This is a genomic window from Labrenzia sp. 011 (genome assembly GCF_003075075.1).
In the GTDB taxonomy this organism is placed as follows: Bacteria; Pseudomonadota; Alphaproteobacteria; order Rhizobiales; family Stappiaceae; genus Roseibium.
In genome coordinates this window covers 38,329-53,821 of record NZ_QCYM01000013.1, presented here as the reverse complement: position 1 = coordinate 53,821, position 15,493 = coordinate 38,329, and the positions used below count along the sequence as shown (strand labels likewise).

General features: G+C 61.3%; 14 protein-coding genes and 1 pseudogene. 7 read left to right on the top strand and 8 right to left on the bottom strand.

What is annotated here, in order from left to right; all coding sequences use genetic code 11:
• The first annotated feature begins 2 nt into the window (after positions 1–2).
• From DCO57_RS14630 to mgtE, 3 genes are all read left to right on the top strand, one after another.
• Positions 3–821: a transglutaminase family protein gene (locus DCO57_RS14630; protein ID WP_116699648.1), complete on the top strand. Its 819-nt coding sequence runs from the start codon at positions 3–5 to the stop codon at positions 819–821.
• A gap of 172 nt (positions 822–993) precedes the next feature.
• Positions 994–1,725: a proteasome-type protease gene (locus DCO57_RS14625; RefSeq protein WP_116699729.1), complete on the top strand. Its 732-nt coding sequence runs from the start codon at positions 994–996 to the stop codon at positions 1,723–1,725.
• A gap of 230 nt (positions 1,726–1,955) precedes the next feature.
• On the top strand, positions 1,956–3,380 hold the full coding sequence (gene mgtE, locus DCO57_RS14620; protein ID WP_116699647.1) for a magnesium transporter: 1,425 nt from the start codon (positions 1,956–1,958) through the stop codon (positions 3,378–3,380).
• Between the two features lie 116 nt (positions 3,381–3,496).
• Here mgtE and DCO57_RS14615 read toward each other — a convergent pair whose 3' ends face one another.
• Together DCO57_RS14615 and DCO57_RS14610 are read right to left on the bottom strand one after the other, a co-directional pair.
• On the bottom strand, positions 3,497–4,270 hold the full coding sequence (locus DCO57_RS14615) for an ATP12 family protein (protein WP_116699646.1): 774 nt from the start codon (positions 4,268–4,270) through the stop codon (positions 3,497–3,499).
• Positions 4,270–4,950, bottom strand: coding sequence for an HAD-IA family hydrolase (locus tag DCO57_RS14610; RefSeq protein WP_116699645.1), 681 nt, complete (start codon positions 4,948–4,950; stop codon positions 4,270–4,272). Before DCO57_RS14610 ends, DCO57_RS14615 begins: the two co-directional genes overlap by 1 nt.
• A 440-nt stretch (positions 4,951–5,390) precedes the next feature.
• On the opposite strand from DCO57_RS14610, the gene DCO57_RS14600 reads away from it, so the two are divergent.
• The 3 genes from DCO57_RS14600 (at position 5,391) to DCO57_RS23550 (ending at position 7,622) form a co-directional block, all read left to right on the top strand.
• On the top strand, positions 5,391–6,680 hold the full coding sequence (locus DCO57_RS14600) for a DUF2778 domain-containing protein (RefSeq protein WP_205756164.1): 1,290 nt from the start codon (positions 5,391–5,393) through the stop codon (positions 6,678–6,680).
• Positions 6,681–6,884: 204 nt separating this feature from the next.
• Positions 6,885–7,379 carry a hypothetical protein gene (locus DCO57_RS14595; RefSeq protein ID WP_133192684.1) on the top strand — a complete coding sequence of 165 codons (495 nt, stop codon included), beginning with the start codon at positions 6,885–6,887 and terminating at the stop codon, positions 7,377–7,379.
• A gap of 72 nt (positions 7,380–7,451) precedes the next feature.
• A complete protein-coding gene (locus DCO57_RS23550; RefSeq protein ID WP_165814747.1) occupies positions 7,452–7,622 on the top strand; it encodes a hypothetical protein in 171 nt (56 codons plus the stop codon).
• Between the two features lie 28 nt (positions 7,623–7,650).
• On the opposite strand, the gene DCO57_RS14585 is transcribed toward DCO57_RS23550, so the two are convergent.
• The 6 genes from DCO57_RS14585 to DCO57_RS14560 form a co-directional block, all read right to left on the bottom strand.
• A complete protein-coding gene (locus tag DCO57_RS14585; protein WP_165814746.1) occupies positions 7,651–8,670 on the bottom strand; it encodes an RluA family pseudouridine synthase in 1,020 nt (339 codons plus the stop codon).
• Positions 8,671–8,795: 125 nt separating this feature from the next.
• Positions 8,796–9,179 (bottom strand): fluoride efflux transporter CrcB, encoded by a 384-nt coding sequence (gene crcB, locus DCO57_RS14580; RefSeq protein ID WP_116699639.1) that lies wholly within the window; start codon positions 9,177–9,179, stop codon positions 8,796–8,798.
• Positions 9,180–9,327: 148 nt separating this feature from the next.
• On the bottom strand, positions 9,328–10,116 hold the full coding sequence (locus tag DCO57_RS14575) for a sterol desaturase family protein (RefSeq protein WP_116699638.1): 789 nt from the start codon (positions 10,114–10,116) through the stop codon (positions 9,328–9,330).
• Positions 10,117–10,174: 58 nt separating this feature from the next.
• On the bottom strand, positions 10,175–10,957 hold the full coding sequence (locus DCO57_RS14570) for a sterol desaturase family protein (protein WP_208977955.1): 783 nt from the start codon (positions 10,955–10,957) through the stop codon (positions 10,175–10,177).
• Positions 10,954–11,733 carry a sterol desaturase family protein gene (locus DCO57_RS14565; RefSeq protein WP_116699637.1) on the bottom strand — a complete coding sequence of 260 codons (780 nt, stop codon included), beginning with the start codon at positions 11,731–11,733 and terminating at the stop codon, positions 10,954–10,956. The genes DCO57_RS14570 and DCO57_RS14565 overlap by 4 nt, the downstream gene beginning before the upstream one ends.
• 110 nt (positions 11,734–11,843) lie before the next feature.
• Positions 11,844–14,237, bottom strand: a complete 2,394-nt coding sequence (locus tag DCO57_RS14560) for a patatin-like protein (protein WP_116699636.1) — start codon at positions 14,235–14,237, stop codon at positions 11,844–11,846.
• Positions 14,238–14,614: 377 nt separating this feature from the next.
• Here DCO57_RS14560 and DCO57_RS14555 point away from each other — a divergent pair.
• Positions 14,615–15,457: pseudogene (locus tag DCO57_RS14555) on the top strand (adenylate/guanylate cyclase domain-containing protein); the annotation flags it as partial.
• Positions 15,458–15,493 lie beyond the last annotated feature (36 nt).

The following is a 15,493-nucleotide window of genomic DNA, read 5'->3' as shown; positions in this document are numbered from 1 at the left end:
GCATGCGATTGACCGTCAGACATACCACCCGTTATCGATACGATACGCCGCTGGCCAATGCCATGCAGCAGCTGAGGCTGACACCGGAAGACGGCCCGTCCCAGAAAATCGTCGAATGGACCATCGATACGCCGGGCATCGAACGGGCGACCACCTACAAGGATGCCTTCGGCAACCAGGTTCACATGGTCTCCAGCGCCGAGCCGGTTCAGGAAGTGAAAATCACGGCGTCGGGCATTGTCGATACGGTCGAGACGAACGGTATTCTCGGCCATGAGCTCGACTCGGGCACCCCGCCGCGCCTCTTCACCAGAATTACCCCTTTGACCCAGTCGAACCAGGCGATCCGCAAGCTTGCCGCGCATGCGGAAGGCCATGACAGGATTGCCGGTTTCCACGCACTCATGCACGCCATTCGGGACAAGGTCGACTACAGGACCGGCGTGACCGAAACCAGCACCACCGCCACAGCCGCCCTGGCCGCCGGAGAAGGTGTGTGCCAGGACCACGCGCATATATTCATCGCGGCGGCCCGCTCCCTTGGCGTCCCCGCCCGCTATGTGTCCGGCTATCTCCTTCTGGAGGAAGAGCAGGCATCCGAAGCCCATCACGCCTGGGCCGAAGTCATGATCCACGGCCTCGGCTGGACCGGTTTCGACATATCCAATGCTATGTGCCCGACGGAACGCTATATTCGCTTGACGGTCGGGCTCGACTCCCGTTCTGCTGCTCCGATCAGGGGCATCCGTTTCGGCGGACTGGAGGAAAACCTGCGGGTTGAGGTCGACGTCGCTCAATCCGCTTTGCAACAGCAGCAATAGCTGTCATCTTCCGTCGCAATGAACGGAACACCCGGCAAGTCGGAGTCATCCGCGCTCACCCCGGGCCGGACGCTTCGCAACCTTATGCCAGATCAACATGCGCGCTTTCTCGTGATCCCACCTGAAGACGGGTTGATCCGGCGTTTCGAATTTATGTCAGAAGGGCATGGGAATGACCTATTGTGTCGGCTTGAAACTGGATCGTGGCCTGGTCTTTGCCGCAGACACGCGCACCAACGCCGGTCTCGACAACATTTCCACCTTCAAGAAGCTGCATGTGTGGGAAGAGCCGGGCGAAAGGGTGATCACCCTCGCCTCCGCGGGCAATCTGGCCGTGACTCAGGCCGTCATTTCCCTGCTGAGCGAACATATCACCGCGGCGGAGAACGACCGGGCAACGCTGATGAGCGCCAGGACCATGTTCCAGGTCGCCCGTCTGGTCGGCAGCGCAGTGCGCGAGGTCAAGGCCATCGACGGCGAAGCGCTCGCGGCCAGTGCCGACAATTTCTCCGTGACCTTCATCCTCGGCGGCCAGATCAAGGGCGAACAGCCGCGCATGTTTCAGGTTTATGCCGCCGGCAATTTCATCGAGGTGGGCGAGGACACGCCCTATCTGCAGATCGGCGAGCACAAATACGGCAAGCCGATCCTGGACCGGGTGACCCGTGCCGACATGCGTCTCGGCGAAGCCGCCAAGCTGGTTCTCTTGTCCTTCGACAGCACCTTGCGCTCCAACCTGTCCGTCGGCATGCCCATCGACATGCTCCTCTACAATACGGATTCCTTTCACACCGAGCGCCAGGTCCGGATCGAGCAGGACGATCCCTATTTCCAGAAACTGTCGCACGGATGGTCGGACAAATTGCGGACTGCCTTCGCAGAACTCGAGGAATTCGAAGTCTGAAGCATGGCGCATTGAATGGGCTTGAGAAAATCGACCGAAGGCATTTGCAGCGCAAACCCTGCCTCGGGCGACTGCCTGAAACCATGAATGCGCCTGAACGCAACACGCTATGCATCCCTTGCCGACCCGTGGATCACCCGGCGGCGTCGATTTCAGCCAGCTCAACAACCTGTCAGAACGCCGTCACAAACCGGCTTTAGAAGCGGACCGGTCATCGCGGAGGTACCCCCATGAGCAGTTCCAGCGCCGAACCCGAAGTCGACACCATCGTCTGGACAAGAGAACCGGCGCAGGAACCGCTGCAGGTCAATGAAGCGACGCTCAGGGCGGTGCGCGACATGATCAAGGCCGGCCGGCGCCAACAGGTCGTGGATCTGCTCAAACGCTGGGATCCTGCGGATGTGATGCAACTCCTCACCCGGTTGCGGCTCAAGCATGCCCGCAAGCTGTTCCAGTGGCTTCCGGCCAACCCCTCGATCAAGGTCGTCGCCGAACTGAGCCCGGAATTCCGGTCCATCCTGATGGAGGAATCCACGCTCGAGCAGTTCCGCGACATCCTCGCTGGGCTCGATCCGGAGGACGCCACCGAAATCCTCAACGAGTTTCCCGATGACGTTGCCGACGAACTGATCGCCCGCCTTCCGGATCTGGAAGACATTGCCACCCTTGCCAGCTACGCCGATGACACCGCGGGACGGGTGATGGCGCGCCAGTTCGTCGCTCTGCCCGAAGACTGCACGGCGGGGGAAGCAGTGTCGCAGATGCGCGAGCAGGCCGAACGTATCCGCAAGATCTTCACGGTCTATGTCACCGATGCCCACGGCAAGCTGACGGGCACCGTCGAAGTCGGCAAACTGCTGCTTGCACCGCACGACACACCGCTCAGCGAGATCATGAACCGCGACGTGCTCGCCGTTTCCGCCGATACCGATCAGGAACAGGTGCTGCGCCTCGCCCGCAAGCGGGACATGCGCACGGTTCCCGTGGTCTCTGGCGACGGCCAGCTGCTCGGACGCATCACGCCCAAGCAGCTCACCCGGATCGCGTCCGACGAGGCCAATGAGGACATGCTGCTGATGAGCGGTGTTTCGGCTGAATCGCGCGCGGACGACACCGTCTTCAGGATCGTCAGGGGCCGCCTGCCCTGGCTTCTGGCCGGACTCGTAGGCTCAAGCGTCGCCGCGACCGTCGTCGGGTCCTACGAGGATCAGCTCGCCGAGGCCGCCATCCTCGCGGCCTTCATCCCGGTCACCATGTCCATGGCGGGCAATGCGGGCCTTCAGGCTTCGGCTGTGGCGGTCCAGGGCATCGCCACCGGCGCACTCTGGTCCGGCGATATCGTGTTCCGTCTGATGAAGGAATTTCTCGCCGCGCTGTTCAACGGTGCGATCGCCGGAACCGTCCTGGCGTGCCTCGTGCTTGTTGCCTCGCTGGTCGTGCCGCTGGAGGCGCCGCTGCACCTGGCGCTGGCCACTTCCCTGTCGCTGCTGTGCGTGACCACCCTGGCCGCCATGGTCGGGGCGAGCATTCCCATCATTCTCGACAAGATCGGCATCGATCCGGCCATGGCCATCGGCGTGTTCATCACCTCGTCGAACGACGTGCTCGGCGTGCTGATCTTCTTCCTGATGGCAACGACATTCTATCTGGGCTGACCTGGCGGTTCCTGTCGTCGCCCCCCGCCAAAACGCATATCCAAGCCCGGCCCGGTTCATCTGTGCGGGGAACAATCGGCCTGCCTCGGCCGATGCAGGCCGATTGTCCGGACGGATCAGCCCGCCTGCAGGATCAGGGCTCCGGCGTCGAATTCCGTGCGCTTGTAGGCTCTCAGGCGTGCCGCTTCCGCGTCCTCTCCCCAGCGCGCGATGTTGAAGTCCTCTTCCACATGCGCCGCCGCCCAGACCCGGTCCGGGTCCAGATGCCTCTCCCTGAGCGCCAGCGCCAGGATGGCCGAACCGGTCAGACCGGTAACCGTGTGCAGCGCCGCAAGCCGCAGGGGCGTCTCCGCATCGAGCCGCTGCCGGTAGGCCTCAAGAAGCGTCTCCGGCTGAGACGCATGAACGATGCCCTCGATCAGAACGAAGCGCCCGCCGAGCAGGCCACCCGCCCAGTCCACGACAGGATCCCACAGGCGGCGCTGTGTCTCGACAAGGCTTTGCGGATCGCCGGCGCGGTAACACAGCGCATCCGTGCCAGCAAAACGGGTGATGTCGTCTGCAACGTCCCCGAAGCGGACGGAAACCGCGTCCTGCGCCGAGTTGGCGATACGTGTCAGCGGCATGGCCGCCGGGTTGATCACCTTTTCCTGCGCCATCCATTCGGCCGCGACCGCCGCCCCGAGCGTCTCGTTCGGCAGGAGCAGCGTCGTCTTGCCGGGCGTCTTGACCGGACGGCCATCCAGATGGATGGAGAAGCCACCGTCCGCCGGTTGATGGGTCGCTTCCTTGTAGAAGCGTTTGGGCAGCTCACGCCGCGAAAGATCGCGCGCGCGCTGCTCCGGATCCCGCGCCGCGTCTTCCTCCATAACTTCAAGAAATTCGCGCATCAGACTGGTACCTCGGATAAATTGAGAATGTCGCTCAAGGCTGAATCGAGTTCACCGAACCCATGGACGATCCGGCTGGCGCCTCCTGCCAACAGTTGCGGGACATCGTGATAGCCCCAGGTAACACCAATCGCATGCGCGCCGGCTGCCCTTGCCATCGCCATGTCGAACCCCGTATCGCCGATCATCAGCGTGCGATGCGGTTCGGCGCCTGTCTCCGCCATAGCGCGCAAGATCATGTCCGGATGCGGTTTCGAGGGCGAAGTATCGGCCGTCTGGATCGTAACGAAACGGCCGTGCAGATCGTGGCTGTCCTGCATGTGCGTCACCCCGCGCAACGCCTTGCCGGTTGCGATGCCGAGCAGAATGTCGTCCCGTCCGTGAAGCCTTTCAATGGTCTCCCGGGCGCCGGGATAAAGCGGATCCATATCGAGCCCCTGCTCGCGACGGGAAATCTTGGACGTGCGGTAGGCGTCCGCCATCATCTGGACCTTGTCCTTATGGGCGGGCCCGACCAGATCCGTGAAGGCTTCCTCAAGGGATCGCCCGACGATCGACAGGGCGGTTCGCCGGTCCGGCATTGGCAGGCCGACGGCATCGAAGCCGACCTGCAGACCGTGCAGGATGGTGTTCTGGCTGTCCACCAGCGTGCCGTCGACGTCAAAAATGATCAGATACATTGCGGGCCCTATCGAAGCCTGTGCTCAAGGCCCGCATGTGCCGGGTTTTGGCGTCTCGGTCAAGACATTGCCGCGCCATAAGCCGCCGAGACCGGGAAATACCTGTCCCGCGGAACACCTCCCTTGGCACGTCACGGGCCGGGGCAATCCACAGCTTGCGGCATATCGACCGGTTATTTCTGGATATCGACGAATTGGCCGACGCGCCCGAAAATCGCCGCTTTAAGGTGTTTCTCGATGAGAGGATCAAAGACGCACCGGCTCGTAAACATGTTGGTTACCATGTTTTGCGATATTGGGGTCTTCGGGTGGGCATGATCGTTTGAGGCAAGCTTGCCGCCAGAGAAATCGGAGTTGGCCCGCAGCCGCAAGGCTGAGGATACAAGAGTGGTTTTGCCTGAATGCAGCAGAAAAACAGACGGATTGGCGAGAAGAACGGGATGACGGCTCCGAAAAGACAGCGGACGTTCTTTACCCTTCTCGCAGGTACGACCCTGCTCATTGCCGGGTTGGCCGCCTCCGCGACCCTCTTCGGTTCCGCGCTGGTGCCTTCGGAATTTTCCTCATCGGCCGCAACACCCGCCCCGCTGGCGCTTGCCCATGTTTCTGCCGGGCTGCCCGCATCCGCCAACGGCCGCGAGAACGGGACCGTTCAGGCCAGGACCGCGAAATTCTCCAGGCCTTCAACCGGCTTGCCGGCAACCCGCTTTCCCGCCAAACCCGCACCGTCCGCACTTCCGGTTCAGGCAGACGATCCGGAAACAGCTCTCCCGGCTCGGACCGCGATGGTTGAGGCCGCTCTTCGGGCGCAGGAAAGCGCCGCTGAGGAAGTCGCCGGCGCCCGTCACACGGCCAAGATCGCTCTGGCCGGCAAACTGGCAAAGCTCCAGCTGGCACGCACGCTCCTGGCGGCAAACGCCCGTACGCTCGCAGCCAGGGACAGGGTACGCGCATTCGCCGAAGCCCCTGCCGCAGCCCTGCCGGGCGCACTGACCGAAAATCCGGAAAGCTCCACGCAGTCCCCCATCCCTCCGGTTCAGGTCGCTTCACTTGACCCGGCATCTCTTGCCGGAACCGGCAGTCTCTTCGAGCCGGACGCCGTTCCGGCCCGCATCCCCGGCATCAAACCCGAGATTGCACGCCGTTCCGCACCGGCCGCCACGAAACCGAACCTGGAAAAACCGCAGACACCGGCCCCCGTTCTTGCCTATGCAACCCCGGGAAATCCGCAAGAGGGTGAAAACGGTGTCTTCAGCGGGCTGGGCAAACTGTTTGGCGGCGGCAAGCCCACACGTCCCGGCCGGAACAGCAAGGTCGCGGTCTATGACATCAGCGCAGCGACGGTCCATATGCCGGACGGCACCAAACTGGAAGCCCATTCCGGTATCGGGGCCAAGATGGACAATCCGAAATACGCTCATGTGAAGAATTACGGGCCGACCCCGCCGAATATCTACAAGCTGCGCATGCGTGAGCGGCTGTTCCACGGCGTCGAGGCAATCCGGATGCTGCCGCACGACCGGGCGGCCATGAAAGGCCGTGACGGCATGCTGACGCATACGAGGCTTCTGCGCCGTTCGATCGGCTCCCACGGCTGCGTCGCCTTCAAGGACTACAACAAGTTCCTGAACGCCTTCAAGGCCGGCAAGATCAAGACCCTGATCGTCGTCCCGTCGATGGAAAAACTTCCCACCTACATGGCCAAACTGCATCGCAGCGCCGGCGTCTGACCCTCACTCTCCCGATTTGCCCGTTCCGCTTTCGTGTGCGGGAACCCTGATGGTATGGTGCTGACCCGGACCATTTCCACGGAGGGCGAAGTGCGTATTTTATCCTGTTTGAATTATGGCGCTTTTTTCGCAACCGCATTCTTCGGCGTTACGGCTCACGGACTTTCTGCCCGCGCCGACTGCAGGCAAGATATTCAGGCCATCATGAAGGCTGGGGAAACGGCGGAGAATTACAAGCTGCTTGTAGAGCTGGGTATGGGGGGCCGGATCATACAAGACAGCGAGCAATATTACAGGGACTACAGCCACTTTTACCAGGTCGTCAAGCAGACCGGCGTCCACTGGCTTGTCCTTGATGATCAGGAATATACGTCGAGCGACGGCAACACTTGGACCGCCAGCCAGAAGCGTGATGCGGACTGGCTTGAAAAGACGCTGGAGCGGAACGCGGAAACACGCGCCGCAATCAAGGACGTCTCGTGCTCGACGGAAATGCTCGGCGACAAAAGCTTCAACACATACATGTACACGCAGGAGACAACGGCCCCCGTCGCAGCCGTCTCCGTCGTCACGCTGTGGGTGGATCCCGAAACCTCGCTGCCGCAACAGCGGCACATGAAGACCCTCACAGGTGGACAGGAAATCGAGGCAACGACCCGTTACGAGTGGCTGGACACAGTGGAGTTGCCATCTCCTTGAGCGGACTGCTCGACATCACCTGCAACAAGGGTTAAGGGAAGCAGCCATGCTCACCACTTGCCGGACACGCCCTTGATCAAGATTCTCATGCTGCTGCTGTTCCTGATCGCCGCCGTCCAGGTGATCAAGCCGCTCGGCTGGCCAGGGCTGAAAAAGCGTGCCGACGCCTGGAAGCTGGTTGCCGGCGTCGTGGCCGTCACCTTCGCTTCCGTGGTCCTGAGTGCCATGTTTCAGGGTTTCTAGACCGGCCGCGACACTCTCAAAGCGGGCCTCACCGCTTGATCAGCGTCTCGTCCGGATCGTCCGCTTCCGGATCGTAATCCTTGGCATTGAACCCCAGAAGGTTCCAGGTCTGCTGCATATGCGGCGGCAGCGGCGCCGAGACATCGATCACGCCGTGACCGGACGGATGGGGGATGACGATCCGGCGTGCCAGCAGATGCAGGCGATTCTGGATGCCGCCCGGCAGTTCCCAGTTCTCGATATTGAAATATTTGTCGTCGCCGATGATCGGATGGCCGATATGGGCCGCATGAGCGCGCAGCTGGTGCGTCCGCCCCGTCACCGGCTTCATGGTCACCCAGGACAGTTTCTGGGCGGATTTCTCGAACACTGAATAGAGCGAGACGGCGTGCTGGGCCTCGTCATCGCCCTGACGGACCACCTGCATGCGCTCCTCGCCCTCGTTCCGCGCCAGGAAGGTCGAAATCCGGCCCTGATACGGCTTGGGAACGCCGGCCAGCATCGCCCAGTAGATCTTGCGGGTGTTGCGGTGGCGGAAGGACTTTGTGAGCTCCTGCGCCGCCTTGCGGGTCCGCGCCACAAGGATGATGCCGGAAGTCTCCCGGTCGAGCCGGTGGACAAGGCGGGGCTTGTTGCCCTTGCTGTCGGTGAAGGCGTCCAGCATGCCATCCAGATGCCGGCTGAGCCCGGATCCCCCCTGCACCGCGAGGCCCGCCGGCTTGTTGAGGACCATCACGTGGCTGTCCTCGAACAGCAGCATGTCCTCGACCGCCTTGCGGTCATCGGAAGTCAGCTTGGTGGATTTCGGTCTGGCGTTCTTCTTGTCATCCGCCGGCAGTTCCACCCCGAGCGGCGGAATGCGGACCATCTGGCCTTTGGCGATACGCGTGTTCGATTCCACCCGCTTGCCGTCGATCCGCACCTGTCCGGTCCGCAGAAGTTTCTGCAGACGGCCAAAGCCCAGACCCGGATAATGGCTCTTGAACCAACGGTCCAGGCGCATGCCCGCCTCATCGGCGGTCACTTGTTTCTGTTCAATCGCTGACATTTTGTTCTCATTCATGCACCCGTGACCTGAGGTCCGGCGCATCCCATGCCCCGTGCCTGAAGCCTCCGGGGCGAAAAATCATTCCGGTGCGTATAGGCGGAATTGCCGCCAAATGGAAGGGAAACTTAGGAGACCACGTGGCGCATGACCATCAGCCCGGCGAAGACAGCGACGATCGACACGAGTACCGAGGCGGTCACATAGATCAGCGCCAGATGCGTATCCCCGCGCTCCCACAGGATGGCGGTATCGAGAGAAAAGGCCGAAAAGGTGGTAAAGCCGCCAAGTATGCCGGTGGCAAAGAAATAGCGCAGCGACTGCAGACCGCCGCTTTCATGCTTCACCAGCCATCCGATGAAGAGCCCCATGACCAGCGAGCCGATGATGTTGACGGTGATGGTTCCCACGGGAAATCCCGGGCCGAACTGTCTGAGCGTGACCAGCGAGACCAGATGCCGCCCGCCAGCCCCGATTCCGCCGCCGAGCATCACAAGAAGAAGATGTTTCAAACCGCAGCCCGCCCCTCGACCGTCCCTGTCATTCCCGCGAAGGCACAGATCCGGCGATGCCGGAGCATCGCGGTCCACCCGCAGGTATCCAAGTCATCGGCCCCAGACTTTGCCACTGTGCGCCAGGCCGGGACGATGACCGCAAATCCTATTCTCCGGGCGCCACGGATTTTGCCTCGTCGTCCTGCCCCAACTGCTCGAACACCTTGACCTGCTCGTCATATTTCGGATCGATCGTGCCGCAGACCCGGTCCCAGAAGGAGAAGAAATTGGCAAAGTTGTAGCGGAAACGGGAATGGTGCTGGTCGTGGAAGGTCACGCAGACCATCGGCGAGGGCATGCGCGACATCGGCGAAGCCCAGAACTCGAAGCCGGAATGGCCGATGGTGCCGTTGAAATGGTCCCACAGGCGGTGGACGATCAGAACCGGGATCGGGATCGGCAGAAAGATCACCGCCCACAGGTAATAGCTCTGCATGACGAAGGCGTCGACCGGATCGTCCGAATAGGTGCTCCACACGGTCGGGGCGACGGACCGGTGATGCTCGGCGTGGAAGCGGTACATCGCCTTGGTGTGCATGAAGCGGTGGCCCCAGTAGAACCAGGTGTCGAAGGCAAGGATGGACACTGCGAACATCAGCAGGGCGGACCACCAGGAAAGCTCCAGCGGCGCCACCAGGGTCCAGCCCTTGAGCGACAGGAAGATGCCGCCCGCAAGACAGCCTGCTGTCACCGTGAGGGACAGGACACTGGCGCGGATTTCCTTCCACATGCGCTTTTCACCGCGCCGGTTCGGCTGGATGCGCCGCTCCGGATGCCGGTTCTGGATCTGGACCAGCACCCAGCCGGTCGCGAAATACAGAAACACGTTGATCACGTAGACCGCCGCGTATATCGGCAGAAATTCGAGCAGAACGGAGATCGCCTGATCCAGCATGGTATTCCTTCAAGTCATTTGGTCGGTTGGCTGACACGGCGTGAAAACGCCTGCGGGCTTACCCGGTTGCCTTGACCTTGGTCTCTTCCGTTTCCGGAATCTCGCCGGTTTCTTCCATCGAACGCACAAGGTCATCGTATTTCGGATGTACTGTACCGCAAACCCGGTCCCAGAACGAAAAGAAGTTTCCGTAATTATAATGGAACTGGGAATGATGCAGATCATGGAAGGTCGTGCAAATCAGCGGCGACGGAAACCGCGACGACCTGGACGCGAAATATTCGAAGCCGGAATGACCCACCATGCCGGAGATCTGGTCGAACAGGCGCAGGGCGAAAACACTGAGCGCCGGAACCGGCAGAACGAACCATACCAGAAAATAGAAGAAATGCTCGATCAACGTGTCCACCGTGGTCGAGCTGTCGTTGCTCCACACGGTCGGCGCGATGGAACGGTGGTGCGGCACATGGAACCTGTAGAGCACCGGCAGGTGCAGGATGCGGTGCCCCCAGTAGAACCAGCCGTCGAAGAGCACGAAACACACCGCGAACATCAGCGGAAAGGACCACCAGGACAGCTCCAGCGGCGCGAACAGGGTCCAGCCCTGCAGCTGCGCGAAAAAGCCGGACGACAGCAGCACGGAGGATGTCGCCAGCGCCTTCATCGAGGCGCGGATCTCAACCGCCTGACGCTTCAGTCCGTCCCGGTGCTTCTGAATACGCCGCTCCGGATGCCGCGCGTTGATCGCCATCACGGTAAATCCGGTCGCGAAATAGACGGCCACCATCGCTGCATAGGTCAGCAGGACAATCACGAGATAATCGGCCAGGAGTGCCATCATGCCTTGTCCCGCTCGCCGGAATAAAGCACCTCGAAGCCTTCCACCCTTTCGTCATAGGTCGGGTGAATCGTGCCGCACAGCCGGTCCCAGAAAGAGAAATAATTGGCATAGTTATAGACGAAATACTGGTGATGCTGGTCATGGTAGAGCGTGCACAGCAGCGGCCAGGGCTTGCGAGCCGTGGGACTGGCGAAATGCTCGTAACCGCAATGGCCGATGGCCGCCGAGACCTGATCGAACAGCCGGTGCCCCAGAAAGACCAGCGGCGGGATCGGCACCACGAATAGCACCAGCGCATAATAGGAATGCGCGAACAACGTGTCGACGCTCGACCCGGCATCATTGGACCACACGGTGGGCGTGACCGTCATGTGGTGCGGTTTGTGAAACCGGTAGAACAGTTTCGTGTGCAGGATCCTGTGTCCCCAGTAGAACCAGGTGTCATGCAGCATCAGGGACACCAGGAAAAAGACCGGAACGGACCACCAGGACAGCGCCACCGGTGAGAAGAGCGTCCAGCCGCGCATCTGCGCGTAAAGGCCGATCGACAGGCAGCAGCTGGTGATCGCCAGCTGCTTCATGGAGGAGCGGATATCACGGAGCGCGTCATGGGTCGGTTGCCGTTTCTGGATCTTGCGGTCCGGATGACGCCGGTTCAGGGCCGTCATCGTCAGGCCGGTCGTGAACAGCACGACGAGGCTGATGGCATAAAGTCCGGCGAACATCGCCAGAAAGGCCGCCGGCCCGTTCCCTGTGTAGTCAGTCAGAAAATCCATAAACTCTTACATTCCGCTCGCGGGACAATTGCCATGCCGTACAGAAATGCGTAGCGAACCAGCGGTCGTCGCGTCAAGGAGACACTTGCCGGTTTTCGGCCGGAGCCAGTCTACACGTCTTGCGCAACATGAGCAAAGTCAGGATAGACCGCGCGCACCAGATCATCAATCCGGGCCAATTCATCAGGGATCTCAGTGAGTTTGCCCCGTTCCTCCTCCAGGATCGCCAGAAAGATCCGGGCGCGGGCCTGATTGACCTGCATCTGCGGCAAAGTGCCCTTGCCGGTGGCCGACAGAACGATGCTCACCAGCCTGTCGGCGGCATTGAGCCGTCCCCACAGGTAATCGTGCTCCCGCCAGCCGCGATTGAAGAACGCTCCGAAGGAATTCAGCGACTTTCCCTTGAGCTCGAAACCTTCCGTGGTCAGGCTTTCCGCATCCCGGGGACTGATCCGGTCGACGAGGATTTCCGTCACCTCCGAAAAATCGTTCCGCTGCAGCACCGGAAACGTGATCAGGTCGTAAAAGCCGAAACCGATATAGGAGCGCATCAGCGACGCATGACGGTCCTTGTCCAGCAGGCCACGGGCGGTTACGGCGAAAAGCTCGTCCTGAAGCCGGTCGAGGTCCCCCAGCCCCATCATCTCGGACATGCTGTCAAGCAACGGCACGACCCGCTCGCCCGCGCGTCCCTCCCCCGCTGCCAGTCCTGTCACGAGACGTTCCGCATCCTCCCGGCACCGCTTGCCGAAAAAACGCTCCGTCCAGCGCCAGCTCAAATGGTCGATCTGATCGTAGAGCAGGCCCTTCATGTGATCGAGGGCATCCGTATTCGGCAAGGGCAGACCGGAGGCGGGATCGTAATGATAGAAGCCGTTGAGCTTGCGGATCGCGAAGCGCAGACGCCGGATGCGGTAATCGACATCCAACCCGCGCAGCAGCGCCAGCACATGCGGGTCGTTACGGCCGAGCAGCTCCTTGCTGTCCTCTGTCAGCATGGAAAAATGCCGGGCCAGCAGCGCCAGAACGGGCTCTTCCTGTTTCCGGGCTCCGGGAATGCCGCTCAAGCGGGTCGTCAGCCCCGCAAGACGCTCACCGAGGGCATGCAGCTTCAGCGACTGGTAGTTGAGAAAGGCAAACCCGGCCTGCCGGAAGGCCGCCTCGGTCGCGTCCCGGCGGCATCTGGCCAGGATTTCCGGCGTAACCGTCCTGCGTTTCGGCAACAGGCCCTTCACCGCCTGTTCGACCATCGGCCCGGTCGAGTCGATCAGCTGCGCCAGCCAGCGGCTCCGCCGGTTGTTCTGCTCCAGTTCCTTCAGATCGTCGCCAATCGGCTCGTTCCGGGGGATATGTGCAAGAGACGCGAGAATGACCCTGAAAAAGCCGGGCAGTTCCACGAGCCGTCCATCGGCCTCCGCCGGTTCGACCGGCGACGGATCGATATAGATCAGCCGCCGGGCGACTTCCTTTGTCGCCGGCCGGTCCTGGATCACCTTGATGACCGGCGCGAACGGCTTGTTCATCACCACGCTGCCGTCAACGAAACAGTGCCGCGCGATTGCCTCCGGGCTCAGGTCCAGCCCCTTCGCCAGAAAACGCTCCCGATGCGGCCAGGTCAGGTCTTTCCTGGCAAGAGCCCGATCCATCTCGGCAATCGTGGCGGGAGGAAAGGCACCGGGAAAGGACGACGTCGCCCGGGCGGCAAAGACCAGTTCGGGAATGTTGTCGGCGGCAAACTGGCTGTCGACGAGCCCCGGAGCCCGATGAACCGCGTGAAAATTCAGAATGCGCCGGTGATCCCATTCCTCCACGTGGTCCGGATCATCAAGGCGAATGCGCCGCTTGATGCCGTTGTAGTCCGTGATGGTCACGAAGAGATCCAGCGTCTGTCCGCGCGGAATGAGTGTCCGGCCGGTTTCGGCGCTGTCTTCCATCTGCTTGCAGGCATCGAGCATCCAGCCGATGAACCTGTCACCGGAAAACGGCGGAGAAAACCATCTTGCCTGCATGAAATGGCGCAGTTTTTCACGGGTTTCCGTGCTTTCGACCTGCTTGTTCAGCCGGGAGGAGATCAACCGGTCCAGAACCGGCGAAACCGAGATCTTGAGATAGCGCGACAGACCGGACTGCGGCCGCGCCAGACGGGTGACATCGGCGTTTTCTAGCCACAGCCGGCTGTGACTGTCGAGAGGCAGGTCATGAGCGATCGCCCTGGCCAGCATGATGCCGTTGACACCGCCCGCGGAAGCCCCGGCGATGGCGTCGACCACCACGCGCACGTCGGCCACCGGAGACAGGACGTCGAGCAGATCCTTGTAGGCTGACTGGACAGGCGGCAGATCCCGGTCCGAAGCCCCCTCGCCCGACCCGCTTCCATTGCGGTCAAGACGGAAGCTCGAAGCGCGGACCAGATTCAGCAACTCGCGGCTCACCCCATGCATGTAGATGGCAAGTGAAACCCCTCCGTAGAAGACAAGGCCCAGTCTGAGTTCAATTTCCTTCATGAAGCCGCCGAAATGATCCTTCCGGTATTTTTACGGCAAATCCGCATAAGAAATGGTTACAGCTCCGGACAACCCGGCAACGGTCCCAAAAGGATGCTTTTTTCCCGAAAGACTTACGGATATTACGATAGGATGCCTCACGCGGCGAACAGTGATTCCTGAAGGCTGACAGCAACGCCCGCGGATACGGACTTCGATTTGAAATGACGGAAAGTTTGGAAAACAAGACGCAATCGCTCCCGTCCGGGGACCCTTCCGATCAGGAACCGGCCTTGCGCTCTCTGCAGGAAGAAAACAAGTATCTGCGCTCCGAACTCGAAGATCTTCGCATGCTGTATGAAGCCACCATCGAGCATGGCGAGGCGGTTGAAGATCAGCTGGCGGATCAGTCGAGCCGCATGGAAGCTCTGTCCAAGCAGCTTGCAAAATATCTCTCTCCGCAGGTCTACAAGTCTATTTTCGAGGGCCGCCAGGAAGTCAAGATCACCTCGGCCCGCAAGAAACTGACCGTCTTCTTCTCCGATATCGCCGGATTCACGGAAACCGCGGAGCGGCTCGAGTCCGAGGAACTGACGTCCATCCTCAACCAGTATCTGACGGAAATGTCGAAAATCGCCCTCAAGTACGGCGCCACCATCGACAAATACGTCGGCGATGCCATCCTGATTTTCTTCGGTGACCCGGAAACCCAGGGTGTCATGGAAGATGCGCTGGCCTGCGTCCGGATGGCCATCGAGATGCAGGACCGGATGGCGGAACTGCAGGATGTCTGGCGCGAAGCCGGCATCTCAAAACCCCTGAAATGCCGGATGGGCATTCACACGGACTATTGCACCGTCGGAAATTTCGGCAGCAACGACAGGCTGGACTACACCATCATCGGCCGGGGCGTGAATACGGCGTCCCGCCTGGAGAGCCTCGCGGCACCGGGATCGATCCTGATTTCCTTCGAAACCTTTTCCCAGGTGAAGGACCAGATCCAGTGCATCGATACCGGCGAAGTGACCGTGAAGGGCATCGCCTATCCGGTGGCCACCTATGAAGTCATCGGCCTGCGGACCGATACGGCGGACGGACCGGATCTGGATCTGGCGGCGGTTTCACGGCAGCTGGATCAGCTCGCTCTCAGCTTGCCGGGAACGGTGGGGACAAGGGAACGCGAACAGCTTACCGCATCCCTCCGCAATGCGCTGGACCGGCTCAACAGGACACCGGCCTGACGCCGCCGGCCCCGGCCTGCAACGGGGCCATGGCCC

Excerpts from the sequence above, each read along its gene's own strand:
- DCO57_RS14630 (WP_116699648.1), top strand. The coding sequence starts at position 3 with ATGCGATTGACCGTCAGACATACCACCCGTTATCGATACGATACGCCG.
- DCO57_RS14625 (WP_116699729.1), top strand. The coding sequence starts at position 994 with ATGACCTATTGTGTCGGCTTGAAACTGGATCGTGGCCTGGTCTTTGCC.
- mgtE (WP_116699647.1), top strand. The coding sequence starts at position 1,956 with ATGAGCAGTTCCAGCGCCGAACCCGAAGTCGACACCATCGTCTGGACA.
- DCO57_RS14615 (WP_116699646.1), bottom strand. The coding sequence starts at position 4,270 with ATGCGCGAATTTCTTGAAGTTATGGAGGAAGACGCGGCGCGGGATCCG.
- DCO57_RS14610 (WP_116699645.1), bottom strand. The coding sequence starts at position 4,950 with ATGTATCTGATCATTTTTGACGTCGACGGCACGCTGGTGGACAGCCAG.
- DCO57_RS14600 (WP_205756164.1), top strand. The coding sequence starts at position 5,391 with ATGACGGCTCCGAAAAGACAGCGGACGTTCTTTACCCTTCTCGCAGGT.
- DCO57_RS14595 (WP_133192684.1), top strand. The coding sequence starts at position 6,885 with ATGAAGGCTGGGGAAACGGCGGAGAATTACAAGCTGCTTGTAGAGCTG.
- DCO57_RS14585 (WP_165814746.1), bottom strand. The coding sequence starts at position 8,670 with ATGTCAGCGATTGAACAGAAACAAGTGACCGCCGATGAGGCGGGCATG.
- DCO57_RS14575 (WP_116699638.1), bottom strand. The coding sequence starts at position 10,116 with ATGCTGGATCAGGCGATCTCCGTTCTGCTCGAATTTCTGCCGATATAC.
- DCO57_RS14570 (WP_208977955.1), bottom strand. The coding sequence starts at position 10,957 with ATGATGGCACTCCTGGCCGATTATCTCGTGATTGTCCTGCTGACCTAT.
- DCO57_RS14565 (WP_116699637.1), bottom strand. The coding sequence starts at position 11,733 with ATGGATTTTCTGACTGACTACACAGGGAACGGGCCGGCGGCCTTTCTG.
- DCO57_RS14560 (WP_116699636.1), bottom strand. The coding sequence starts at position 14,237 with ATGAAGGAAATTGAACTCAGACTGGGCCTTGTCTTCTACGGAGGGGTT.